At 47.2% G+C, this 23,097-nt stretch carries 26 protein-coding genes and 1 tRNA gene; 8 read left to right on the top strand and 19 right to left on the bottom strand.

Annotated features, from left to right (window positions below; genetic code table 11):
- Positions 1-135 precede the first annotated feature (135 nt).
- The 4 genes from ptsP to aroA all read right to left on the bottom strand — a co-directional run bounded on the left by ptsP (position 136) and on the right by aroA (position 5,732).
- Entirely contained in the window at positions 136-1,899 is a 1,764-nt protein-coding gene (ptsP, locus tag NYE54_RS11030) for a phosphoenolpyruvate--protein phosphotransferase (protein ID WP_339271989.1), read from the bottom strand.
- Complete coding sequence (locus tag NYE54_RS11025) at positions 1,896-3,779, bottom strand: glucose PTS transporter subunit IIA (protein ID WP_076320700.1); 1,884 nt, start codon at positions 3,777-3,779, stop codon at positions 1,896-1,898. Before NYE54_RS11025 ends, ptsP begins: the two co-directional genes overlap by 4 nt.
- A 186-nt stretch (positions 3,780-3,965) precedes the next feature.
- Positions 3,966-4,388 (bottom strand): CoA-binding protein, encoded by a 423-nt coding sequence (locus NYE54_RS11020; RefSeq protein WP_339271988.1) that lies wholly within the window; start codon positions 4,386-4,388, stop codon positions 3,966-3,968.
- 51 nt (positions 4,389-4,439) lie between these two features.
- Positions 4,440-5,732, bottom strand: coding sequence for a 3-phosphoshikimate 1-carboxyvinyltransferase (gene aroA / locus NYE54_RS11015; RefSeq protein WP_076320698.1), 1,293 nt, complete (start codon positions 5,730-5,732; stop codon positions 4,440-4,442).
- A 167-nt stretch (positions 5,733-5,899) separates the two neighbouring features.
- On the opposite strand from aroA, the gene NYE54_RS11010 reads away from it, so the two are divergent.
- On the top strand, positions 5,900-6,208 hold the full coding sequence (locus tag NYE54_RS11010; RefSeq protein WP_179090581.1) for a rhodanese-like domain-containing protein: 309 nt from the start codon (positions 5,900-5,902) through the stop codon (positions 6,206-6,208).
- 131 nt (positions 6,209-6,339) lie between these two features.
- Here NYE54_RS11010 and NYE54_RS11005 read toward each other — a convergent pair whose 3' ends face one another.
- On the bottom strand, positions 6,340-6,816 hold the full coding sequence (locus NYE54_RS11005) for a shikimate kinase (RefSeq protein WP_339273457.1): 477 nt from the start codon (positions 6,814-6,816) through the stop codon (positions 6,340-6,342).
- Positions 6,817-7,069: 253 nt separating this feature from the next.
- Here NYE54_RS11005 and NYE54_RS11000 point away from each other — a divergent pair, with 253 nt between their 5' ends.
- The gene (locus NYE54_RS11000; protein WP_339271987.1) at positions 7,070-7,507 is read left to right on the top strand and encodes a hypothetical protein; all 438 of its coding nucleotides are present in this window, start codon (positions 7,070-7,072) and stop codon (positions 7,505-7,507) included.
- 46 nt (positions 7,508-7,553) lie between these two features.
- Here the strand turns inward: NYE54_RS11000 and gndA are convergent, their stop codons facing one another.
- Both gndA and NYE54_RS10990 read right to left on the bottom strand, forming a co-directional pair.
- Entirely contained in the window at positions 7,554-8,963 is a 1,410-nt protein-coding gene (gene gndA / locus NYE54_RS10995; RefSeq protein ID WP_202618894.1) for an NADP-dependent phosphogluconate dehydrogenase, read from the bottom strand.
- A 192-nt stretch (positions 8,964-9,155) separates the two neighbouring features.
- Positions 9,156-9,752, bottom strand: coding sequence for a hypothetical protein (locus NYE54_RS10990; RefSeq protein WP_076320696.1), 597 nt, complete (start codon positions 9,750-9,752; stop codon positions 9,156-9,158).
- A gap of 264 nt (positions 9,753-10,016) precedes the next feature.
- On the opposite strand from NYE54_RS10990, the gene NYE54_RS10985 reads away from it, so the two are divergent.
- The gene (locus NYE54_RS10985; RefSeq protein WP_076320695.1) at positions 10,017-10,640 is read left to right on the top strand and encodes a DUF1054 domain-containing protein; all 624 of its coding nucleotides are present in this window, start codon (positions 10,017-10,019) and stop codon (positions 10,638-10,640) included.
- 374 nt (positions 10,641-11,014) lie between these two features.
- Positions 11,015-12,490, top strand: a complete 1,476-nt coding sequence (locus NYE54_RS10980; protein ID WP_076320694.1) for an aminotransferase class I/II-fold pyridoxal phosphate-dependent enzyme — start codon at positions 11,015-11,017, stop codon at positions 12,488-12,490.
- Positions 12,491-12,556: 66 nt separating this feature from the next.
- On the opposite strand, the gene NYE54_RS10975 is transcribed toward NYE54_RS10980, so the two are convergent.
- Positions 12,557-12,880 (bottom strand): DUF1292 domain-containing protein, encoded by a 324-nt coding sequence (locus NYE54_RS10975; protein WP_071223049.1) that lies wholly within the window; start codon positions 12,878-12,880, stop codon positions 12,557-12,559.
- A 94-nt stretch (positions 12,881-12,974) separates the two neighbouring features.
- On the bottom strand, positions 12,975-13,529 hold the full coding sequence (locus NYE54_RS10970) for a copper amine oxidase (RefSeq protein WP_076320693.1): 555 nt from the start codon (positions 13,527-13,529) through the stop codon (positions 12,975-12,977).
- Positions 13,530-13,780: 251 nt separating this feature from the next.
- Between NYE54_RS10970 and NYE54_RS10965 the strand changes: the two genes are divergently transcribed.
- Complete coding sequence (locus tag NYE54_RS10965; protein WP_339271986.1) at positions 13,781-14,518, top strand: MBL fold metallo-hydrolase; 738 nt, start codon at positions 13,781-13,783, stop codon at positions 14,516-14,518.
- A 62-nt stretch (positions 14,519-14,580) separates the two neighbouring features.
- On the top strand, positions 14,581-14,814 hold the full coding sequence (locus tag NYE54_RS10960) for a DUF3892 domain-containing protein (protein WP_339271985.1): 234 nt from the start codon (positions 14,581-14,583) through the stop codon (positions 14,812-14,814).
- A 90-nt stretch (positions 14,815-14,904) separates the two neighbouring features.
- On the opposite strand, the gene NYE54_RS10955 is transcribed toward NYE54_RS10960, so the two are convergent.
- Complete coding sequence (locus tag NYE54_RS10955; RefSeq protein WP_076320690.1) at positions 14,905-15,348, bottom strand: GNAT family N-acetyltransferase; 444 nt, start codon at positions 15,346-15,348, stop codon at positions 14,905-14,907.
- Positions 15,349-15,696: 348 nt separating this feature from the next.
- Positions 15,697-15,960 carry a hypothetical protein gene (locus tag NYE54_RS10950; RefSeq protein WP_339271984.1) on the bottom strand — a complete coding sequence of 88 codons (264 nt, stop codon included), beginning with the start codon at positions 15,958-15,960 and terminating at the stop codon, positions 15,697-15,699.
- A gap of 135 nt (positions 15,961-16,095) precedes the next feature.
- On the opposite strand from NYE54_RS10950, the gene NYE54_RS10945 reads away from it, so the two are divergent.
- Positions 16,096-16,168 (top strand) — tRNA-Val (locus NYE54_RS10945).
- 99 nt (positions 16,169-16,267) lie between these two features.
- On the opposite strand, the gene NYE54_RS10940 is transcribed toward NYE54_RS10945, so the two are convergent.
- From NYE54_RS10940 to NYE54_RS10905, 8 genes are all read right to left on the bottom strand, one after another.
- On the bottom strand, positions 16,268-16,474 hold the full coding sequence (locus NYE54_RS10940) for a hypothetical protein (protein ID WP_339271983.1): 207 nt from the start codon (positions 16,472-16,474) through the stop codon (positions 16,268-16,270).
- Positions 16,475-16,725: 251 nt separating this feature from the next.
- The gene (locus NYE54_RS10935; protein WP_339273454.1) at positions 16,726-16,806 is read right to left on the bottom strand and encodes a cyclic lactone autoinducer peptide; all 81 of its coding nucleotides are present in this window, start codon (positions 16,804-16,806) and stop codon (positions 16,726-16,728) included.
- A 37-nt stretch (positions 16,807-16,843) separates the two neighbouring features.
- Positions 16,844-17,389 (bottom strand): accessory gene regulator B family protein, encoded by a 546-nt coding sequence (locus NYE54_RS10930; RefSeq protein WP_339271982.1) that lies wholly within the window; start codon positions 17,387-17,389, stop codon positions 16,844-16,846.
- 6 nt (positions 17,390-17,395) lie between these two features.
- A complete protein-coding gene (locus NYE54_RS10925) occupies positions 17,396-18,007 on the bottom strand; it encodes a hypothetical protein (RefSeq protein ID WP_339271981.1) in 612 nt (203 codons plus the stop codon).
- A gap of 568 nt (positions 18,008-18,575) precedes the next feature.
- Positions 18,576-20,207: a hypothetical protein gene (locus NYE54_RS10920; protein ID WP_339271980.1), complete on the bottom strand. Its 1,632-nt coding sequence runs from the start codon at positions 20,205-20,207 to the stop codon at positions 18,576-18,578.
- Between the two features lies 1 nt (position 20,208).
- Positions 20,209-20,994 carry an ABC transporter ATP-binding protein gene (locus tag NYE54_RS10915; protein WP_076320685.1) on the bottom strand — a complete coding sequence of 262 codons (786 nt, stop codon included), beginning with the start codon at positions 20,992-20,994 and terminating at the stop codon, positions 20,209-20,211.
- A gap of 45 nt (positions 20,995-21,039) precedes the next feature.
- Positions 21,040-21,600, bottom strand: coding sequence for a GNAT family protein (locus NYE54_RS10910; protein ID WP_076320684.1), 561 nt, complete (start codon positions 21,598-21,600; stop codon positions 21,040-21,042).
- A 22-nt stretch (positions 21,601-21,622) separates the two neighbouring features.
- Complete coding sequence (locus NYE54_RS10905) at positions 21,623-22,249, bottom strand: TetR family transcriptional regulator (RefSeq protein WP_339271979.1); 627 nt, start codon at positions 22,247-22,249, stop codon at positions 21,623-21,625.
- Positions 22,250-22,591: 342 nt separating this feature from the next.
- Here NYE54_RS10905 and NYE54_RS10900 point away from each other — a divergent pair, with 342 nt between their 5' ends.
- Positions 22,592-23,095, top strand: a complete 504-nt coding sequence (locus tag NYE54_RS10900; RefSeq protein ID WP_306023904.1) for a L,D-transpeptidase — start codon at positions 22,592-22,594, stop codon at positions 23,093-23,095.
- The last annotated feature ends 2 nt before the right edge of the window (positions 23,096-23,097 follow it).

Here is a 23,097-nt window from a genome sequence, read left to right as displayed (position 1 = left end):
CTGCACCACACAAAAACAGCCGCTCATTTCACCAAGAAGTGCTCCTGGTGAGATAGGCAGCTGTTTTTTATATGAATATAGCTTGTCCACTCAAAAAAGAAACATGAAAAATTGGAACGTTATCCTAGAAGCCTTTTAAGAGGCCGTGCTGTCCTTACCATTCTTTCCGTTCAGATAACTGCTGCGTTCGGCAAAGGCGCTAAGGCGCTCTTCGACAGCGTCGCTGGTACGCAATTTGAAGCAATCCGCTGCCTCCCCCTTCGCTTCTGCCGCATTGGTATTCAAGATGCGATGCTTCACGCGAAGCAAGGATTGCGGAGACATGCTTAGATCCTTAACGCCAAGCTCCAGCCATATTGGAATCGCCCGCTCGTCCCCTGCCATTTCTCCACACACGCTGACCGGTATGCCTGCCTCATGCGCAGCCTCCACCGTCGTCCGTAGCATGCGCAAAACCGCTGGATGAAACGGATGGTACATGTGTGCAATCTGCTCATTCATGCGATCCACCGCCAGCACATACTGAACCAGATCATTGGTCCCGATGCTAAAGAAATCAGTCTCCTCTGCCAACAAATCCGAAATGGTGACTGCTGCCGGTACCTCAATCATAATGCCAACCTTAATGTTCGGATCGTACGCTATGCCGCGTTGGTCCAAATCGGCCATCGCACGCCGCAGCACGGCATTAGCCTGCCTGACTTCCTCTACCGAGGATATCATCGGATACATGATTTTGACGTTACCGAAAGCGCTGGCCCTCAGAATAGCAGACAGCTGGGTCTGGAACGGCTCTGTGCGATCCAGACTGATACGAATGGCGCGATACCCCAAGAAGGGGTTCTCTTCTTCCGGCAGCCCGAAATAATCAAGCTGCTTATCGCCGCCAATGTCCAGCGTACGGATCACGACCGAAGCCTGACCTGCGTTCTCGGCAACCAGCTTATACACTTCAAACTGCTCTTCTTCCGAAGGAAAGTTGTGGCGATCCATATATAAGAATTCCGTCCGGAACAATCCAACTCCCTGCGCGCCGTTCTTGAGCGCAATCTCCATTTCTTTTATGGAGTTCATATTCGCGGCCAGATTAAAGTATGTTCCATCCTTCGTAACCGCATCAACCGTTGCCAGGAGTTGCAACTGCTCTTTCTTTTTCCGTTGTTGCTCTCGGATTCCTTCATAACGCTCCACGATCAGCGTGTCAGGCTCCAAATACAGCAAGCCTTCATCTCCATCCACAACTAAATGCTGTCCGGTCTGGATCGGATGATCCAGCTTGTTCTCAATCCCGGATACGAGCGGTATGCCAAGAGCGCGGGCCATAATCGCCGAATGAGAGGTCTTGCCACCCGTCATCGTCACAATGCCAAGAACGTGGGAAGGGTTAAGGTGCACGAGCTGAGACGGAGAGAGCTCCTTCGCAACCAAAATATAAGGCTGCGTATCAGCCGGAAGTTTGACTTCCGGAGCACCGAGAAGATGCTTGAGCAGCCGATTGCCAACATCCTTAATATCCAGCGCCCGCTCCTTCATATACTCGTCGTCCAGCAAATCGAACATGGATACGAAATGATCGATCGCCTCTTTAACCGCCACCTCGGCAGCCTTGTACTGGCGCTCGATGATCCCTTGAATTTCGTTCATGAACACGGGATCCTCCAGTATGGCCAGATGCGCATCAAAGATCTGCGACTCCTCGTGTCCCACCATTTCCTTGAATTCGTTCTTGATATATTCAATTTCATTCTTGGAGGTTCGTATGCCTTCATATAAGCGCTCGAACTCTTTGGCTAAATCGACAGCATCCATTTCGGAATCTGGAAGGTCCAGCTCCCAGTGCGGCAGTACGAAAGCCTTACCAATCGCTACGCCTGTTGCTGCGCCAATGCCTTGTATCATGATTCTCTACCCCCAGCATTACTCTCATTTAATACGACGGACATGACAGATGACTGTCCTCTCTTAACGGACTTGAATGGAGCAAAGCTCCAAGATCTTACTTTATCGGGATTCGTGATCACCATAGGTGTGGCCAGTGATGCGGCATGTGTCTTTAAATAAGCCAGATCGAACTTGACCAGCAATTGCCCCGGCTCAACGGTATCCCCTTCGCTTACCACAGCTGAAAACGGCCCTTTCAGTTGAGAGGTATCGATCCCGATATGAATCAATACCTCGAGTCCATCCGGCGTTGAAATGCCAATGGCATGCATCGTCGGATAGACATGCATCACGGTGCCGTATACCGGAGATACAAGTTCTCCTTTTTCCGGAATGAACGCCACGCCGTTACCGACAAGCTTGGCGGCAAAAATATCATCCGGCACTTCGTCAATAGGAAGCATGCGTCCCTGTACGGGCGCGCTGAACAGAACGCGCGGCAAATCCTGCTGCATCAGCTTATTTATCTCTTCGCGGATGAGCTCGGAATACGTCCCGAACACCACCTGAACGTTACCGCCGCCCAGCTTGATGATACCAGCTGAACCGAGCAATTTAAGTGCATCAGAATCAATCTGGCGGTCATTATATACGGTTAATCGAAGACGCGTCATGCAGGATTGAACCTGAACGATGTTGTCTTTTCCCCCAAGCGCCTCCAGAATAAGCGGTGCCTGATAGGGAATGTCTCCTGCCCGGCCTTCCAGCGCCGAACCTTCTTCACGCCCCGGTGTCGGGATTTCAAAGGTGCGAATGGCCCAACGGAACAGAAAATAGTAAACGATGCCGTATACGGCCCCGATCGGTATGATGATCCAGGCATTCTTGGACAAGTGAAAATTGAGTACGTAATCGATAAATCCCGCCGAGTACGAGAACCCGTGATGAATATCAAATGCATAGGTAAGCACCATCGCGAACCCGGCCATCAAGGCGTGGAGCACATACAGATAAGGAGACGCAAATAAAAACGCGAATTCAATCTGCTCCGATACCCCGGTCAAAAAACAGACAAGCGCGGACCGCATAAACGTTTTTTTTACCTTTGGCTTCAAATCTTCACGTGCTTCTTGAATAATGGCAAATGCAATCGCCGGCAGAGCAAACATCATAATCGGGAATAACCCGGCCATGAAGTCGCCTGCTGTTGGATCACCCGCAAAGAATCTGGGCAGATCCCCTTGAACGACGGTTCCGTCTTCCGTCTCGTACGATCCCAACTGAAACCAATACACGTTATTCAACAAGTGATGCAGACCGAATGCCGTCAGCACCCTGTACAAAATTCCGTAAAGGAATAATCCGAACGCCCCCATATGTACGGTCAGATCATAAAAAACATCTAATCCGCGCTGTACAATGGGGGCCATCCCCAGCATGACCCATGCAAATATCGTGGAGAACAGTCCCATGAATAAAAGTACAAATCGGGAGCCTCCAAAAAACTGTATCGCTTCGGGAAGCTTAATATGTTTGAACCGGTTGTAAACGTAACCGGACATTACCCCAAAAATAATACCAATCAAAGTCGAGGGCTGTACACTCCCGTCTCCCAGACGGGATATAACCTGATCATAGATGAACATGCCAGCCAGAGCGGCAAGCCCTGCGGGTCCTCCCTGATTCGAAAGTCCCCACGCGACACCAATGGCAAATAAATACGGCATGTAATAAAACACGCCGTGCCCCGCAGCCTGAGCAATCTCGCCCAAGGTTCCGAAGCCCCACGCCGACCATGGCAGACTTCCCACGCTAAGCAGGAGAGCTGCCGCTGGAAGCGCCATTGTAGGGAGCATAACTGCTCTGCCCAGCTGTTGTAATGATCCCAACCAATTCAAGGCGAGCCCTCCTTTCTATCCTTGATGGTAAGCGCTGCGCCTGTTTTTGTCAAAAAGAAATCAGGGCAAATGCCACAAAGAAAAGCAAGCCTCACAAGCAATACCTCGGCAAGACGGATCGTGTCCAGTCTGCCATGGCTGCTTCAACATAAGGCTTGCCCATACTTCCAATTCACCATTTAAACCTTAACGCCCGCCCAAAGCGATGGAATCCTCCACCTTAATGCAGCGGTCCATGATGGCGATCATGTCGCTCTTCTCCGCGATGGCCGCCGCCTCTTCACTGATAATTCCCTGCTGCAACCAGAGCACCTTGGCGCCAATCTCGGCAGCTTCCCGCGCCACATCGGCACAGTATTCACTGCGTCTAAATACATTAACGATATGGATCGGCTCCGGAATGTCCTTCAGGGATGGATAACTTTTCTCCCCGAGTATTTCTGTTGCACCAGGGTTAACCGGGATAATCCGGTACCCGCGCTTTTGCATCGCAGCAGAAACCATATGGGATGTACGATCCGGCCGATCAGACAGACCGACAACAGCAATATTGCCTGCGTTTCGCAAAATATCCGCGATTTCTTCACGCGTAGGATTTTCAAATGCCATGCTTCATGACCACCTCTCCATTCGTAATAGACGAGCTGCTTGGCTATTTCTTTATTTTACCCATTCCACGTTGGCTCCAAGCGCCTTCATGTGATCAAAATATTGCGGGTACGACTTGGCCACATGATGCGCGTCCTTAATCCGGATCGGCTGATGTGCGCGAAGCCCGACCACCGTCAGAGCCATGATCACCCGATGATCATAATGGGCATTGATCTCAACGCCACCTTCGACGCCTTCAGGACGGCCGTGAACGATGATCTCTGCCTGGCGTTCCTCAACGTTGGCTCCGGCTTTCCGCAATTCGTTCAAATAATCCGTAATCCGGTCGCATTCCTTATAGCGGAGATTCTCCACATTGTAGAATCGGGAGGTCCCTTCCGCAAACACAGCTGCCGCTACCATAGCAAGCACCGCATCCGTCGCTGCATCTCCGTCAAATTCCAATGCTTTCAGGGTACGATTGCCCTGTACATGGACATTTCCGTTCTCGTGTGTGAGCGGAACCTCCATCATCCGGAGGACGTCAATAATGGCCCGCTCTCCCTGCTTGCTGTCCTCTGACAGATTGCGGATGGTTACATCCGACTGCGTAACCGCAGCCGCCGCCAGGACAGCAGCAGAGCCCGGATAATCACCTTGAACCGTATAGGTCTTCGCTTCATAGGATTGACCGCCAGGAACCCGGAAGAATGTATAATCATCCGCTGCGTGAATGGTAATGCCCGCCTGCTCCAGCACTTCCAGGGTCTGACCGATAACGACCTTGGATTTCAAATCTCCGGTAACGGTAATCTCGCTGTCTTCAGCAAGCAGTGGCGTTAAGAACAGCAGTGCGCTTAAGTACTGCGAACTCACTTCGCCAGAAACAGTGAGCTTTCCGCCCTTAGGTTGACCGCCACGAATCGTGATCGGCAGTTTGCCTTCGTTATGCTCCACTTCCACACCCAATTGACCAAGCGTCTCAATGAGATCATCGTGAGGACGTTTGCCCAGTGAATCCGGATAGGTATTGACGAAAGTAACCTCTTTAGATAATGCCGTAACGCCCATCAGGAAACGCAATACAGCACCGGCATTACCGACATTCAGCTCCTTCACATCCCGGGGCGATTTGCCAAAGCCCGTAATAACCGCCTTCTCCTCGTCCTCCTCGATCACGGCTCCGAGATCCCGGATACAGCGTCTCATGGCATCGCTATCCTCGCTATGAGCTGGGTAATAGATCGTGCTTGTTCCTTCCGCAAGTGCAGCCACCAGCAGGTAACGGGTTGTATAGTTCTTGGAGGATAACGCTCCAATCTCTCCGTTTAGTATAGGCGTAGGCTTGACGATTACATCCATCGTATGTATCTCTCCTTGTATATATTATGTTACGATAAACCAACCTTGAAATCTCCCTTAGGATAAATTGACAGGGAAAGAACCGCTTGGTTATCATAGTTCATGTGAACTGGAAATACAGATCGTTACGATCTTAATCATTTATTATCAGAAAAGAGGTCTATATGATGAAACCGATCCCTCAAATGGAAACAACGGAGCTTAGAAGCCGGCTTCAAAACGGCGAAAATGTATACATGATTGATGTCCGGGAGGATGAGGAAGTTGCCGCCGGCATGATCAGCGGTGCCAAGCATATTCCGATGGGCGAGATCCCGAATCGCCTGGACGAAATTCCACGCGATCAAGAGGTTGTCTTCATCTGCCGCAGCGGCGGACGCAGTCAACACGTATGCGAATTTTTGAATCACCAAGGCTTGACTAATATAATCAATATGAAGGGCGGCATGCTTCAGTGGCATGACGATGAAGAATAAACCAGCTATGAAAGGTGAGGGATGATCGTTATCCCCGCCTTTTTTTGCTTATTCCAATCCGAATGCGATCCCCAGATTCACCCATAGAGACTGATTCAAAATCATCACGCCAAACCCGTTCGCTGACCATCTTAGCCGCGGTAATGCGTTAAAATGTCAGTCGCCACTTCCCCTGCAGATCGGCCAACCGTATCCACTATGACATCCGCAAACAGGTATTTGTCCTTTCGTTCATCCAGGATACGCCGAACTCTTTCTTCGACATCACCCGCAAGCAGCGGCCGATTGGCATCACCCCGTACCCGTTCGACGATGCTAGCAGCATCCGCTGTTAGAGCGACGACCCAGCCATCACGTTTCATCTGGTCACAATTCTCGGAACGAAGCACAGCCCCTCCGCCGGACGCTACAACAATGCCTTTCCGTTGCAATACCGTGCGCAGTGCGACAGATTCAGCCTCACGAAAATACGGCTCTCCATCCGCTTCAAACATCTCGGAAATCGTTCTGCCTTCCATCCTCTCAATTTCCCCATCCAGATCGATCAGGGTGTAGCCGAGCGTTTCTGCCAGAAGACGCCCTACGGTTGACTTGCCCGTGCCCATCATCCCGATCAGAATAATGTTCTTACCTATCTTATCCAATTTGACACCCCATTTGCTGCTTCACTGTAAAGGTTGCTCATATCATACCACAGCCCCAAATCTTTCGACAATGGACCTAACTCTCTAAATTACTGTTAGGTTGCTGTTACGTGAGTAACCCCAAGTAATGCTCCAATTTTATCGAGTCTATCTGGTTCCCTATTGTCATATACTAATTACAAGAATACAAGATTAGAAGAAAGGAGTGAAATCCATTATGTCTTTTCGTCCAACTGGCCTCTCTTCCGCTGCCAAGCGCATCCGCCGGATCCTCGACCCATCCTACCCGCTATGCCGCGAAGATGTGACCTGGGTGCTTCATTTTGTCCAAAAAAAAGTGGCTCTGAAGGATCCTGCACTGCTGGATCTTTCAAAGCCACGTTTGCTGCAAAATTACAACAGTTATTGCGAAGCCGCGCTTCTCTTGCTCGGAAGCGGAAACCACATCCATACGAAGAACCACGACATCCGCACCTGTCTTTTAGAAGCCATGCACGGACTCCCTGAGCTGGCGGAGGCGCACTCCCCTTCTCAAGCCCGCATGGTTGAATCTCCGGCTTCTCCTCCGACGAACGGAATTCATCCTACATCCGAGAGTGAAATTGATCCATCCAGGGGGAATGGCATTCACACTCCCGTAAAAGAGCAGGATTAATTCATCCAGGGAGGATGGTATTCATGCTGCCATAGATAGAGCAGAATTAATCCATCCAGTTATAGTGGAAGGTTCCTTCTTTGTCCACACGTTTAAACGTGTGAGCTCCAAAGTAGTCACGCTGAGCCTGCAGCAGGTTCGCTGGCAGGTTTGCGGTGCGATAGCTATCGTAGTATGCAAGCGCGCTGGAGAACCCAGGAACCGGGATGCCCAAGGATACTGCGGAAGCAACAACCTTACGCCATGCATCTTGATAGGATTCAATAATATTGGTAAAGAACGGATCCAGCAGCAGGTTCTTCAGCTCAGGATTGTTCTCATATGCATCCGTGATGTTCTGCAAGAAACGGGAACGGATAATGCAGCCGCCGCGCCAAATTTTAGCGAGGTTGCCGTATTGCAGGTTCCAGCCGTACTCATCGGATGCCACGCGAAGCTGTGCAAAGCCTTGAGCGTAGGATACGATTTTGCTTGCAAACAGCGCTTTGCGCACATTTTCAATGAACTCGGCTTTGTCGCCGTCAAATGCAGCTGCTTTAGGACCATTCAGGATTTTGCTTGCTGCCACACGCTCTTCTTTCATCGCGGACAGGAAACGGGAGAATACGGATTCGGTGATCATGGACAGCGGCACACCCAGATCCAGGGAGCTTTGGCTTGTCCATTTACCTGTTCCTTTTTGACCCGCCGTATCCAGAATCACGTCCACCATCGGCTTGCCGGTTTCTTCGTCATATTTGGAGAAAATGTCAGCCGTAATCTCGATCAGGTAACTATCGAGTTCACCTTGGTTCCACTCTGTGAAGATTCCGTGCAGATCCTTCGCATCAAGGCCAAGTACGTCCTTCAGCAATTGGTAAGCTTCGCAAATAAGCTGCATATCGCCATACTCGATACCGTTGTGAACCATTTTTACATAATGGCCAGCACCGTCTGGTCCGATATATGTACAGCAAGGCTCTTCGTTAACTTTAGCGGAAATGGCTGTCAAAATAGGCTCAACCAGCTTGTAAGCACTTTCTTGTCCGCCAGGCATGATCGATGGGCCTTTCAATGCGCCTTCTTCGCCGCCGGAAACCCCAGCACCGATAAAGTTAAAGCCTTTTTCAGCCAGTTCTTTGCTGCGACGCTGTGTATCAGGGAAATATGCGTTACCGCCATCAATGATGATATCGCCTTTGTCCAAATGTGGAATCAGCTGTTCAATCGTAGCATCGGTAGCTTGTCCGGCTTGTACCATGATCAGGATTTTACGAGGTGTCTCAAGGGAGTCCACGAATTCTTCGATCGAGAATGTCCCCTTCACTTGCTTGCCTTCGGTTTCCTTCAGCATGTCTTCCGTTTTTTGCGGAGAGCGGTTATATACAGAAACGGTGAAGCCTTTGCTTTCGATGTTCAGGGCCAGGTTTTTTCCCATTACAGCAAGGCCAATCACACCGATTTGTTGTTTTGACATCTGGTTCTCCATCCTTTGCTCCAATATATTTTTAAACAACCCATCCCTATCCGAGATGATTTGCAATAATCTTATATTAACGTTTTTCATTTGACAAGTGAACCCCTGTCACAAAATCAGAACACGCGCGAAAACACCCCTTCTGTTTCGGAGTGTTGTTCGTGCTTTAAACTTGTATCCGGATAGAAGTAGTTACCACTCCAGCCTCATCAGCTCCAAGGAAAGCTCACGGAGTCTTTGCTTGCAAGCCAAAATTTTGTCTTCGTTCCCCTCTTGCAGTGCCGCATGGAGCTTCTCAAGCTCATCGTCGGTTTCCAGTCTGGACAGCAGCAATCGCTGTTCCCCTACATCCGATTCAAACAACCGCAGCATTTCCTGCTCCGTCATCGGCGTCCCCTTCTGAAACAGCACCCGCTGCCGGTAACCGGATATTTCCACAAGCCTTATGACCTCACCGAACAAAATATTCTCGATCAATATTTGCCGGTCCTTGAAACGTTTCACGACAGCATGGCCACGGGTATTTTCGATCAATTTCTCCATCCATTCCGCGAGTTTGGGATCACGGATCATATAATCGCCTACTAGTTTAAAACCGCTTCCTGTTCGTTGAAACCGCAGCTTTACCAGCTTGCGACCTGTTCGGATTGAAATGACAAACTGCGTATCATTCTCGCTCCAATAAAGCGAATATCCTTCCTGGATCAATTCCTTGATTAGGTCCTGGATATGCCGGCGATCAAACCGGAGCTCCAGGTTGCAATACTCCACTTCCTCGCTCTTATTCACGGCACTCCCTCCTCCGGTTTACTACCGATCATTAAACGGCGGTGAAGATTTCCCCCATGGCTGCTTTTGATGTTGTCTTATCTATATCTTATACTCCATCTTATGTAACGGTAACTTGGTTTATTGACTATTTTTAGCCCACATGAACATACGGTGAAGCTTTTCTGGGTAATGCGTGATGTCCATTCGCCTTATGTTATAATAAGTTATCTAAAAACCGAGTTTAGTAACGATAACATCTACAACAGGGAGGCCATCACATCCATGACGGTTACCGGATTTACAGATCAAGATTTCGACGTATTCTCCGTTCCCGGGCTTGAAGCCCGTATGGAGGTTCTCATTGAACGGGTAAGACCCAAGCTGGAGGCGCTAGGGGCTGAGCTCGCCCCCTATGTATCCGTCTTGGCTGGGGAAGAGATGTTTGTGCATGTCGCCAAGCATGCAAGACGCACTGTCAATCCTCCCATTGACACTTGGGTCGCTTGGGCTGCCAGCAAACGCGGGTACAAAGCACTGCCTCATTTTGAGGTAGGCATGTTCGGAACCCATCTGTTTGTCATCTTCGCGATTATTTACGAAAGTCCCAATAAGACCGTGTTTGCCAGCAACCTGGAAGCCAAGCTGAAGAAAACAGCAAAGGCGCTGCCCAAAAATTTCTACTGGTCCATGGATCACATGAACCCGTCCGGCACCCCTCATCAGGATATGAGCGAGGAGGATTTCACGCGTCTGATTGAGAAGCTGAAGCAGGTGAAAAAGGCTGAAGTCATGTGCGGACTGCGCATCCCGCGCGAGGAAGCCGTCAAGCTTGAAGGGGACGAGCTGGTGCAAAAGGTGCAGGAGACGTTTGAGTCGCTGCTGCCGCTTTATAAAATGGCGTTTTAATGAGCAAGATATGTTGATGAAAAGGGCTGCTGGTGCAGCTCTTTTTTTAAGATTATAGAATTTATAAATTTTCAGCGAAGCTGAACAATTCTATAATCGCAAGAAAAACTTCCTTTAACCGCGGTCTGTCTTCCGAAAAAGTACGTCGATAGACGTTTTTCTTATGGATGATATTTTAATGAAGGAACGATGAAGATCTTGTTGCTCCTCCATTAATATGTCTAAAGTTTGAAGCGTTGCTGGACGAAGCAAAAAAAGACGTTCATTCTCCTTGCATTCCCCCCCTATTTTGCTATACTCAATTTTGTTTATATAAAAACAGAAATCAACAAATCATAAGAAAATAAACATAGGGAAAGGTTGTGACAACGTCCATGGACCACAGTCGTACACCGCTCTTCACCGCACTTAAAGAACATGCGGCCAAAAACCCCGTGCAATTTCACATTCCGGGACATAAGAAGGGCCTCGGCACCGATGCCGAATTCAGGGAATTTATAGGGGATAACGCCTTTTCTATAGATTTGATCAATATTGCGCCGCTGGATGATTTACATCAACCTACAGGCGTCATCGAGGAAGCCCAAAAGCTGGCCGCCGATGCATTCGGTGCCGATCACACCTACTTCAGTGTCCAAGGAACAAGTGGAGCGATCATGACTATGATCATGTCGGTATGTTCGCCTGGCGATAAAATCATCGTACCGCGCAATGTCCATAAATCCGTGCTTTCCGCCATCATTTTTACCGGGGCCAAGCCTGTATTCGTATCGCCTGCCCAGGATGCCAATGTGGGCATCGATCACGGCATCACCATCAGCTCGGTCCGGAAAGCATTAAAACGTCACCCTGACGCCAAAGCCGTATTGGTCATTAACCCGACATACTTCGGCGTAAGCGCCAATCTGAAAGAAATCGTGGATTTGGCTCACAGCTACAACGTACCCGTTCTCGTGGATGAGGCGCACGGCGTATTGATCCATTTTCATGAAGATCTTCCGATGTCGGCAATGGAAGCCGGGGCCGATATGGCTGCGACCAGCGTGCACAAACTCGGCGGCTCGATGACGCAGAGCTCCGTACTGAACGTGAATACCAAGAACGGATACATCAATCCTTATCGCGTACAGACGATCATCAGCATGCTGACCACAACCTCCACCTCCTACATCCTGCTGGCATCGCTTGATACTTCACGCCGCAGTCTGGCGCTGCATGGACGAGAAATGGCAGCAAGGACGATTGAATTGGCGCAATATGCACGTCAGGAAGTCAATAAAATCGAAGGTTTGTACAGCTTCGGTGAAGAAATATTAGGCGGAGAAGCAACATACTCCTATGATCCGACCAAATTGACGATCCATGTACGCCATCTCGGCATTACAGGATATGAAACCGAGAACTGGCTGCGGGATCACTACAATATTGAAGTTGAGCTCAGTGATATGTACAATATTCTGTGCCTCATTACACCTGGAGACAATCAGGAGGCCATCGATATTTTGCTGACAGCGCTCCGCGAGCTTTCGAATCAGTACATGCATGTGAATGAGATTAACGAGTTGGTTGTGAAAACACCAGAAATTCCGCAGTTGTCGCTTATCCCTCGCGATGCGTTTTACGGGGATACAGAGGTTGTACCTTTCAAGGAATCGGCAGGACGCATTATTGCCGAATTCATCTATGTCTACCCGCCAGGCATTCCGATTCTGCTTCCGGGCGAAGTGATTTCCCAGGAAAACATCGATTACATTATCGATCATGTCGAGGTAGGCCTTCCGGTGAAAGGTCCTGAGGACCGCAGTATCCAAAATGTTAAAGTCATCGTGGAAACGGATCCTATATTCTAAAATGGCAGCTGTAAATACAATAAACCCGGTGCGAGAGGTTCGCACCGGGTTTATTGCTTAGGAGTCTTATTCCTGGTTTGCAGCAGCGACCAGTTCGTTGTAAACCGCCTCTACTTCATTCCATTCTTCTTCGTCCTCAATATTGTAAAGAACCATTTCCTCGTTCTCTTCTTCCATACGTAGAATGACGCCGTCCGCTTCCGGATTTTCGCGTTCAAGCAAAAGCGCATAGAGTTTCTCGCCGACATCAAATGTCTCCACAAGAACCATCTCTACTTCTTTTCCTTCTTCATCCGTCAATGTCAGCACAAACTCTTCATGTTCGTGGTCGTGGTCATGATCGTGACCGCAGCCGCAAGCATCTCCGTGTTCATGTTTGTGTTCACTCATTGAAAAAACCTCACTTCGGTTAAATTATCATACTTTCGTATCGTATCACGGATAGCTTCTCCAGGTCAATTTCTGCCAATCGCCTTAGGGCCCATCAATTTAGGGCAGTAATCACTTTTTCCGCAACTTTCACAAAACCGTCATCCGGTTTGACTTTTACATAAAAACCTACCGAGTATTTGCCCGCCGTTTTAAAATCGTACGTGAAATCATAGGTTCGGAACCAGAAGTTATCCTTGCGATCCTTCACTTCCTGGGACTGAATATCCTTGATATTGCCCGAAGGATCCTCAATCGCTACTTTCACTGAATGAATATCGTTGTTTAAGCTGTCCACCTGGCTAAAAACATTGAATTTCAGCTTACCCTTGTTCACGTTGCCGAATACAGTATCTCCTTTAAACAGAAATATATGCACGTTCGGCTTGATGACTTGAACTTGTCCATTCGCGGGATTCCAATCCACGGCCCCGTCAAATTCCCGAACCGGCACATAGGTTTTGCCATCAATTAAATATCCGCCATCCTTCAATTCATGACCGTTCAGCCAGACACGGACACGCTCATTGACGGAATCTGCAAACAAAAGGGTGCTGCCACCCATTAAAGAGAGCACTAGCATACATGCCATCACTTTTTTCCATTTCATAATAATCATTTCCCTCCATTGGCTCATCTTGTTGTTATATGTGTATACTACATGTCAAAAAACAAGTTGCGGACAATTTTGCACTTTGTGGTAAAATTTTTTCCTCATGCAGTAAGGTTTGTGCCTATCGCGAATTATACTGCATTTCAGGGCCGATTCGATCATATAATCCGTGTAAATCAACGTGGAATTCGTTAAAATATACATTAGCATACTGGACTACATATCATATCATCAGGAGGTTTCATCCATTGACACTGACATTACAAATGCTTGGCACCGGCAGTGCGTTTGCCAAGAACTACTATAACAATAACGCACTGGTACATGACGGGAATTTCACACTTATGATCGACTGCGGCATCACCGCTCCAATGGCACTACATCAGCTGAATAAGACATTTAACGATATCGATGCCGTGCTTATCACACACATTCATGCCGACCATGTGGGCGGACTCGAAGAGCTTGCCTTTATGATGAAAATGAAATACAACCGCAAACTCCCGCTTTACATTGCTGAATCGCTGGTGGAACCGATATGGGAACATTCACTCAAAGGCGGATTATATCAACAGGGACATATCTCCTCCCTGCATGATGTATTTGACGTACACCCTCTGAAACCGGGAGTGAAGGCCCATATTTCATCAGGCATCTCGGTAGAGCTGATTCATACGCAGCATATTCCCGGCAAGGACAGCTATTCGCTTTATCTGAATGATCGAATATTTTACAGTGCTGACATGGTATTCGATCCGATCCTGCTCAATCAACTGGTGAATGAGCGGGATTGTGAAGTGATTCTGCATGAATGTCAGCTGCAAGGCCCCGGCGAGGTTCATACGACACTGGATGAGCTGCTCAGCCTTCCTGAAGAAATTCAGGAACGCACCTATCTCATGCATTACAGTGATGAGGTCGAAGCTTTCATTGGCAAGACCGGAATCATGGAATTTGTGGAGCAGCAGCGGGTATACGAATTGTAGTTCAATATAGATGAATAGTTTATGAGGGTTCCCGGGAACACTAATTCCGGGAGGCGATCTATATGGATAATACACAACAAGAAATCGTAGGCGTCCGTAAAAATGGCGACGGCGACATCATCGAACTGAAGCTGGATAACGGTAGTGTCGTGGACTACAAGACTGCACAACAGATGGCCAAGAATAAAGAAATCAAAAACGTGAACGTATTCCGTGGACGTGACGGAGATGAACATCTTCGTTCCAATGCGGATGGCGATCCCAGCAACAACCTGGATAATATGCCAAACTTTTAATTCATGCCTAAAAAGACCTCGAATCGATACTCGAGGTCTTTCCTTTTTAGAACGATGGGATCATCAGCCACCTTATAGTTAAGAAGATGCCTACAGTTCCTTTTTCATACGAACATGGGGAATGCCAGCATCATCAAACGGCTCGTCCGAAATCGTCTCATACCCCAGCTTGCGATAAAACGCCTCCGCCTGCACCTGCGCATCCAGCACGGAATACTGCAGTTTCAATTCACGCGCCTGCGTTTCCAGTGCCATCATCAGCACACGCCCTATCCCTTTGGATCGGAATGGCTTACGTACCGCAATGCGCTGCATTTTGGCGGAGTCCTTATTGTAATAGGTGATACGTCCAGTTGCCGCGTACTGTCCCTCCGACTTGATCAGGACATGATGTGCATCGGAGTCCAGACGATCGTAATCATCAATCTCCAGGTCAATCGGAACCTTCTGTTCAAGCACGAAAACATCCTTCCGGATATCCAGCGCTTGCTGCAACTGCTCTTCGGTTGATACATTTATGATTTCTGCTGCCATTTCAACACCTCTTTATGTAGAATCAATTCCTTGTAATATCGCAGATCGAGATATTATACAAAATAATCATTTTCCTGTATAGTATAAGCTAACGTTTTTTTGAAAGGAGCATTGCCTTTATGGGCATGGGAACCACGATATTTTGGGCTGTTATCATCTCAGCCATCATCATCTACCCTATCTTTTGGGCGATTAAAAAAGGTTATTCCCGCAAATGGGATGAGGAATAGCATCGGCCGTTTTACAGCAAATCGCCAGCTTGCCTGCCGGCGGTTTGCTCTGCTCGCTGTTCGAGCAAAAGGTAGGGATATTGGTATGACCGATTTGTTATAGACGTTGCTGCACCCATTACGGGTGGAGATCGCGTAAGGTATCCACCGAATCCATCGGGGATACCGGCTCCAGTGCTCCGCTTCCCTGCTTAGAATATACGTCCTGATCTATCGAACGTCCGTAAACATCAAGCATTACAGGCGCCGCAGGCCCATGTAGCGGCTCCAGCTGCACCGACGTTCTCTCCGAGATACTGCAACCGCTCCCTAGTACAGATACCCCCAGCAACGAGAGCACCAGACTGGCTCGATTAAAATGATGGGATTTCCCACCTGCCATGCCATTCACACTCCTCCATTGGCATAATCATGCTGTATTTAGTCTGAACCGGAATGTGATTTTTTATAACGAGAAAACCATTGACAGCCACACTGTCTGCTGGTAATATATGAATTACCTTTTTAAATATTTCATGATCTGTTAGCTCAGCTGGGAGAGCACTATCTTGACAGGGTAGGGGTCAGTGGTTCGAGCCCACTACAGATCATAATCGAAAACCCTTGATGCCATTGGCTTCAGGGGTTTTTCATTTTCTAAACCTATTGTCTATTTGGGTTGACCGAGATTCTCAGCCATATTCGTTCCGTCAGGAAGCATGCGTTCCCCTTCCTTTCCCGGGTCTCCAGGACAGAATATTATGTTCATTAAACACCCGAGGTTTTCCAGTCTCCAGACACGTTGCCCGTATCCGATGATCCCGAATACTGTGTATCTGTATTTTCCGTTGGGTGATATTCCCTTTCCTGTCTTCATATATGATTTCTATGGTTTGCTCTAGGTAATTCTTAAACATCATGCCACCACCTCTAACCAGAACGTTTGTTTGTATTATATGCAAACATTCGTTCTTTTAGCAATGTCAATTTTACCCTGACTGCACTTGATTAAAGGAGGACGCAGCAATTTATAAATCCTGGTCATGATGACTACAGTTTAATTTGCATGATCATGCTTTGTTGATGTTGATAGTAAAAGAAAAATCCGGCACCTAGTAGGTACCAGAATTCAATAAACAGAATAATAATGGATTCATATTTAGAAAGGTTATTTCAAGAGCTCTTCGGGTGTATCACCACTATACACAAAAACAGGACTTGCAGTATTAACAAAGAATACAGCTACCACCGTAAGAGCAGATGCGATAAATGAAAATAAGCCATGCTTAGATTTGTTGATTACCGACACTTGACTCACCTCCCTTCAAATGAATTAGGCTCAGTGCCTGGATAAAGAATACTATGGATAACGTTGGTGATTGAATGAGAAAGTTCACCCCAACAATAATACAGCTAATTAGACGAAGTTTAGGATAATGTTTTCTTGGTATTCTTGATTGCTTGGCAATCTTACTAGGGGCAAATAAAACGACTAACAAAAAACTTAGGATGTTCAAAATTTGTGTAGGCAGTTCGCCTAAATCAACAAAAGACACTGCAGTAAACAAAGCAGTAGTAATAACAATACAACCAGCGCCAGTCTTAACGTGGATTCCTCCAGAGAACTGTCTTAGCAGTGCAAAACCGATCAAACCTGTAATAGCCTGCTTCATATGTCCGGTATAAATGGATATTAATAAAGTAAATGTAACAATAAATAGTATATTTAATAGAATTGCGATCGCATGCTTTAAAACTCCAACAGATGAAGGGTGTTCAGGCACTTGTCGTTTAATGCCTTCCGATATCCAAAGGGCGGCTCTTTCAATCACTAATTGTCACTCCTTTGATTGGATCGCATAAAATAAGAAAATACCAAAAGTTATACCAAAAAAGAGAAGAAGAAGCCATAACCGATTAAGATAAAATAATATCGCCAATAAGATCAAAACGACTACGATGAGGGAGATTAGTAAGATGTGCTCAAATTTAATACGCAACTTTTCGAGATCATATGTAAAACCTATTGCAAACTTATACATAATCCAAGAAATGAGTAAACCCGTCACTGACGATAATAGCTGAAGTACATAGCCATCTACTTCATTGTTGTGTGTAGCTTCGATTGAGCCATACAATGATAGCATGTAAAAGGCCTGAATTAGAGCATAAAACATATACCCCAGAATGGTACATATCGCAGACCAGATAACTGGGATCTTAATAATGGCAGAAAACAAGAAAACGAAGATCAGCACGGTAATGAGAGGGGCGAGAAAATCCAATTGAAGCTCGTTGCGCATAACGAAACTTTGCAAATTGGCAAGGATCATGACAATCAACGCCTGCCATATGTACTCTGTTGTCTTAAATCTAAGCAATGTCATGATTAGTGAATAAATCGCCAGTGTTTCAAATGTTGAAAACACCATAAACCAAATAACTTCCATTCAAAGATTTCCTCCCTACACCATAAGAAATGGTTAAATGTGTGCTACGCCACTTCCCGATGTAACCTGATTACACTGATGGTTATAACGTCTATAAATAAACGATATACCGACAGACCCTCAGCTTCTATCGAGTCGTCCTAATGATGCATGTTCTTGAGGTCAATTCCGATGGCGCCTGCCACTTCTTATATGTCTGGAAACTGTGATGGAAAATGCAAAAACAATAAACGTCGTTTTTAACCAAACGAAAACCAAGCATTAGTTATCAAGAATCCACGACCTTGTGAATATGACTAAGCCAGAATAAACTCAGATCCTACTATTTAACATCCTGACATCATCTAAGTTGATTATATAAGGCCCGGAAGGCATAACAACAGGTAATTAAATACATTAGTGGGGGAATCCATCATGGATTTATGAAATGAAGAGTGAAATAGAGAGTTAATTTGCTATATCTTCATTATATACGAACTTACGTTCTAGCTCAACCGCTTTTAAACGCAAGTATACAATGATCTGACAAAACAAAAGAAGAGGCATCCATTCGGATGCCTTCCCCAATTTACTTATACAGCTTGGCCCATGCCAAGCCATTCGCAACGAGCAGCGCGAGGATATAGGCCAACATACCATAAGGAATCGTGCTGCTTGCATAATGTAAACCACAGAGTCCACCAATAACAAAGAAGAATAACAATACCCACCAGCCGTCTTTCTGCTGCGCCATATTAAACGCTTGAGAGAACGGTGGATTGCGCAGAATTGCCTTGGCTGACAAGGGAATCAACACCAATCCGGTAAGGAGTATGATGAGAATATCCGGCATGATCCGAGTACCGAACACGATCAGAAACACGATCGCGTTCACAATGAACAGCGGCACGAACATTTTGATGGCAAAAGCCTTTAAAGCCCCTTTGTACAAAGGATTCATGCCTTGCATCGGGGCTGCGCCAAATAACCAGAAGGCCTTGGGCTTGCCGGAGAATTTCAGCATCATAACGACGGTGATAATCATGATGAGCATACTATGCAGTACATAGTACGACGATCCCTGGCTGATTTCCGCCAATGAGGAGTTACGGATCGTAGAGACAAAGAATAAATAAGGCAATAACACGGACAACCCAAGTGTAGGATACACCTTAAGTTTAAACTCTCTCTCGTTCTTCAGCATGCTGGCTGATAGTCGGAAACAAGCTTGCTCCGTGCGCGACCCGCATACCATTTTGGCCAAGAATCTGTCCAATCGCCCGCGCTCCCGCCCTTTTCCCGCTTCGCTGTGAGCCAGCTTCTCCAGATGCTGCTCGAACGAAGGAATATAACGGACATAGACGATCATAAACACAATCGGGACGAATACAGCCAGCAACGAGAGAACAGCCAGCCACCTGCTCCCCTCGCCAAACAACCACTCATACGGAGCCGCAAACCACACCGGCGGAAGCAGAATCTGCCACCAGGCTGGCTTAAATACCAGATGAAAATCAATCAGATCGAAGGAACGGATCACAAACTGATAGCCGATGGCCAGCGTGGCGGAAAGTCCAATCTGTACATAATTGATCAGATCCTTCAGTTTCTCTCCATCCCAATACTTGAGCAGCAACAGATAAACCAAGGAGGTGCTCACCAGAATGAGCATATTCATCAGTATTAACTCCAGGATATAGATCAGAAAGAACAGCACGCCATGCTTGATCAATCCCACGACCAGTGAGCCTGCTGAGAGCGCTCCGGTTAGCAGCAGCAAATAAATTCCTGCATGAATCGATCGCGCCAATCCGACCGTTCGACCGTCGATCGGCTTCGTCATCAAAATGCTGCGGTCGCGCACATCCAGCAGCACGGATGAGAAATCTGAAATCATGGAGCTCATAATCAGGAACATTAGGATCGCAGACAGGATGCTCATCGGCATTAAATATTCCGGATCGCTCCAGAACACAAACGGCGTCAGGACAAGCCCGATTAAGCCATACAGCCAGAGGGAGCTGACAAACAGGTTCTTGTCCTGCTCTTCTTTCTTCCGGTTGCTAGAAGATAATATGACGGGTGCGCGCCTCGAATCCATCAACAATTTGACATGGAGTATCCGGCGCAGCGTTTTATAGTCGACACCCAATCTCGAGATGATTCCCTGAAATCGATCCAGTATCTTCAGCATCCGAAACGATGAATCCGATCCCGCCATATCAGCTTCCCTCCCGAACGATCGATACGAACCGTTCTGCAATACGGGCATGGTCATGGAACCCCGTCAGCTGATTAAACACTTCTTCCAGGGACCCCTCATGGGAATGCTGCTGCAATTCTTTGAACGTTCCGTCCGCCACTACCCGGCTGTCAGCGAGCAGAATGATCCGGCTGCTGATTTTCTCAACGACGTCCATGATATGTGAGGAATAAAAAATCGTCTTGCCCTGGGCAGACAGCTGGGCCAGTACTTCCTTGACTACCATCACGCTGTTCGCATCCAGCCCGCTTAAGGGCTCATCCAGGAACAATAGATCAGGATCATGCAGCAGGCTCGAGATCAGCAGCACCTTTTGCCGCATTCCTTTTGAAAACGTAGCGATCCGTGAGTGATAAGCCTTTTCCATGTCAAAGCAATCCATTAATTGCTTCGCCTTATAATCCGCTGCATCATATGTAAGTCCGTACAACTCGCCTATAAAAGTCAAATACTCGGCTGCCGTTAACTGATCGTACAATTCCGCCACCTCAGGCACATATCCGATTCTCCGTTTGTAATCGATATTCCCATCGGAAATATCCTGACCGAATATGCGCACTGTCCCCGTGTACCCCTCAACCAGCCCAAGCATAATCTTGACCGTCGTGCTCTTCCCCGCGCCGTTCGGACCGATATATCCAATCATCTCGCCGCGGCGTACTTCCAAGTCGATACCGTTCAGCACATAACGATTATCATATTTCATGCGCAGGTCTTGAATCAATAACACTTCATTTTCAGACATGATATTATTCTCCCATTCCCTCATTGTCTTCACATACCTACCTTATTATGGAAGGGAGGGAAAATCAACCTTTTGACGCATATACTCGCTCTGCAATATCCCCATGTGTACAATGTCATGCCAGACGCCATTCCGGTACAAGCTCTGTCTGGAGCTGCCTTCCTGGACAAATCCGATTTTTTCATACAGTTTGATCGCGTTATGGTTGAAGGAAAATACCTGCAAGCTTACCCGGTGCAGATTCAGCTCCAAAAAAGCATAATCAAGCAAAAGCGTCATCGCTTCAAAGCCGTAACCCTTGCCCCAATAGGTCTTTTCGCCAATGTCGATGATACATTCCGCGTTCCGGTTCTTGGTATCGATATGAATCAATGACATGATGCCAATCGGTCTGCCGGTTTCCTTCAACTGGATCAGATAGCTCTTCGAGGAGGAAGAACCCAGGATCACCTGCTGAACGAAGTCCTTTGTCTCCTCCAGTTGATAAGTATCCAGGTTGGGACTGGTGGATTGCATCACTTCTAGGTCATTGCGCCAGGAATGGTACAGCTCCGCGTCGTTTATCGTCATTTTTCGACAAGCAAGTCTAGCAGATTCAAATAGCATTCAAAAAACACCCTTTCCATCATCATGGTTCTAGTGTTATCGGATTTAACATTGCATTGAGAGAATGTATGAAGGTTTCCAACTGCTCCGGCACGCAAGTCACCGTCGGTCCGAGTTGGAAGGTATCCAGCATCAGTCCGTTCAGAAACGAAATCATATAACGTGCTATGGCTTCCGGTTCCAATCGCGGCCGAAACTCCCCTTGCTGTTGGCCCTTTCGAATGACCCGGCCCATGGCCTCAACGGTCAGCTGATAACGTTCAGTTATATAGGGATACTCCTTCTTGGCATGAACATAAGAGGAAGACAGGAAAAATTCCGCCCTGGCCAATACAAGTGAATGCTGGATTAGCGAAATATCACCCTGCTGTTTCTGAACCCAGTCCATCAACTGATTCCATATCGGATATTGCGGATCCGGTTCAAAAAAACCGAGCGTCTCTTGGTCGTCAAAACGCAGAACCTCTATAAATACATGCTCCACATTATCAAAATACGCATACACGGCTCCGCGGGACATGCCCGCTTCATCCATAATGTCCTGCATCACGGTGCGGGTATAGCCCTTTCTGATAAAGACGCGCCTGGCTGCCGTCAAAATTTCAAACTTCTTCTCCCGTTTATATTCCTCACTAACCCGTGGACACATAAGTCATCCCTCTCCCGCCTTTAACATCAATATCGATTCCATGAACTTCACCTCAATATAAACGACATAAGTGTCTTTTTTAACTCATTTCATCATAAACGACATTAGTGTCGTTTTCAAGTGGTTGCTATAATGAACGCGAAAACCCTCTTGAAGAAATCCCTTCAGGAGGTCATTTGCGTACAGCCAAGCCACGATCCGATATTCGATAGAATGTCCCCTCCGCGCCCTTATATCTCTCTTTGAAAACAACTTGTTCTATTTTTCGGCTTATGCACATTTCCGTCAACATTCGCGAATAGCTGCATATATATGGGGGAGAACGAAAAGAGGTGATCGGACATCATTAAGGGCATCAGCCGCATACTGATCTTCACCTTACTGCTGGTTTTCTTTTTCCCCGCCGTATCCCAAGGCGCTTCCGGACAGAAGCTGGACAGTAAGTACACCAAATACGCACAGTTTATTGTCATTGATAAATCCACCAACAAACTGACGTATTATGAAAAAGGTAAGGTCATAAAAACATTTCCCGTCGCTACAGGCAAAAAACCCTCCTATACACCGGAAGGCCTGTTCAGAATTCACGAAAAAGTGAAGAACAGACCTTACTACAAGGAAGGCATCAAGGGAGGAGACCCGCGCAATCCGCTTGGGGATCGCTGGCTCGGCATTAATGTGAAAGTGAACGGTAGAGTTAGCTACGCGTACGCCATACATGGAAACAACAACGCCAACTCGATCGGCAAGTACGTGTCGGCAGGTTGTATACGGATGCATAATAAAGACGTACGCTGGCTTTACGACAAGGTGAAAATGAGTACCCCCGTCCTCATCCAAAAATAAGA

The sequence above is a fragment of the Paenibacillus sp. FSL K6-1330 genome (assembly GCF_037976825.1).
In the GTDB taxonomy this organism is placed as follows: domain Bacteria; phylum Bacillota; class Bacilli; order Paenibacillales; family Paenibacillaceae; genus Paenibacillus_AQ.
Note: the sequence above shows the minus strand (reverse complement) of the source record. Positions and strands in the feature narration are given on the sequence as shown.

Coding starts and splice junctions, on each gene's coding strand:
- ptsP (WP_339271989.1), bottom strand. CDS start 1,899: ATGATACAAGGCATTGGCGCAGCAACAGGCGTAGCGATTGGTAAGGCT.
- NYE54_RS11020 (WP_339271988.1), bottom strand. CDS start 4,388: ATGGCATTTGAAAATCCTACGCGTGAAGAAATCGCGGATATTTTGCGA.
- aroA (WP_076320698.1), bottom strand. CDS start 5,732: ATGGATGTAATCGTCAAGCCTACGCCTATACTAAACGGAGAGATTGGA.
- NYE54_RS11010 (WP_179090581.1), top strand. CDS start 5,900: ATGAAACCGATCCCTCAAATGGAAACAACGGAGCTTAGAAGCCGGCTT.
- NYE54_RS11005 (WP_339273457.1), bottom strand. CDS start 6,816: ATGATGGGCACGGGCAAGTCAACCGTAGGGCGTCTTCTGGCAGAAACG.
- NYE54_RS11000 (WP_339271987.1), top strand. CDS start 7,070: ATGTCTTTTCGTCCAACTGGCCTCTCTTCCGCTGCCAAGCGCATCCGC.
- gndA (WP_202618894.1), bottom strand. CDS start 8,963: ATGTCAAAACAACAAATCGGTGTGATTGGCCTTGCTGTAATGGGAAAA.
- NYE54_RS10985 (WP_076320695.1), top strand. CDS start 10,017: ATGACGGTTACCGGATTTACAGATCAAGATTTCGACGTATTCTCCGTT.
- NYE54_RS10980 (WP_076320694.1), top strand. CDS start 11,015: ATGGACCACAGTCGTACACCGCTCTTCACCGCACTTAAAGAACATGCG.
- NYE54_RS10975 (WP_071223049.1), bottom strand. CDS start 12,880: ATGAGTGAACACAAACATGAACACGGAGATGCTTGCGGCTGCGGTCAC.
- NYE54_RS10970 (WP_076320693.1), bottom strand. CDS start 13,529: ATGAAATGGAAAAAAGTGATGGCATGTATGCTAGTGCTCTCTTTAATG.
- NYE54_RS10960 (WP_339271985.1), top strand. CDS start 14,581: ATGGATAATACACAACAAGAAATCGTAGGCGTCCGTAAAAATGGCGAC.
- NYE54_RS10955 (WP_076320690.1), bottom strand. CDS start 15,348: ATGGCAGCAGAAATCATAAATGTATCAACCGAAGAGCAGTTGCAGCAA.
- NYE54_RS10950 (WP_339271984.1), bottom strand. CDS start 15,960: ATGGCAGGTGGGAAATCCCATCATTTTAATCGAGCCAGTCTGGTGCTC.
- NYE54_RS10940 (WP_339271983.1), bottom strand. CDS start 16,474: ATGTTTAAGAATTACCTAGAGCAAACCATAGAAATCATATATGAAGAC.
- NYE54_RS10925 (WP_339271981.1), bottom strand. CDS start 18,007: ATGGAAGTTATTTGGTTTATGGTGTTTTCAACATTTGAAACACTGGCG.
- NYE54_RS10920 (WP_339271980.1), bottom strand. CDS start 20,207: ATGGCGGGATCGGATTCATCGTTTCGGATGCTGAAGATACTGGATCGA.
- NYE54_RS10915 (WP_076320685.1), bottom strand. CDS start 20,994: ATGTCTGAAAATGAAGTGTTATTGATTCAAGACCTGCGCATGAAATAT.
- NYE54_RS10910 (WP_076320684.1), bottom strand. CDS start 21,600: ATGCTATTTGAATCTGCTAGACTTGCTTGTCGAAAAATGACGATAAAC.
- NYE54_RS10905 (WP_339271979.1), bottom strand. CDS start 22,249: ATGTGTCCACGGGTTAGTGAGGAATATAAACGGGAGAAGAAGTTTGAA.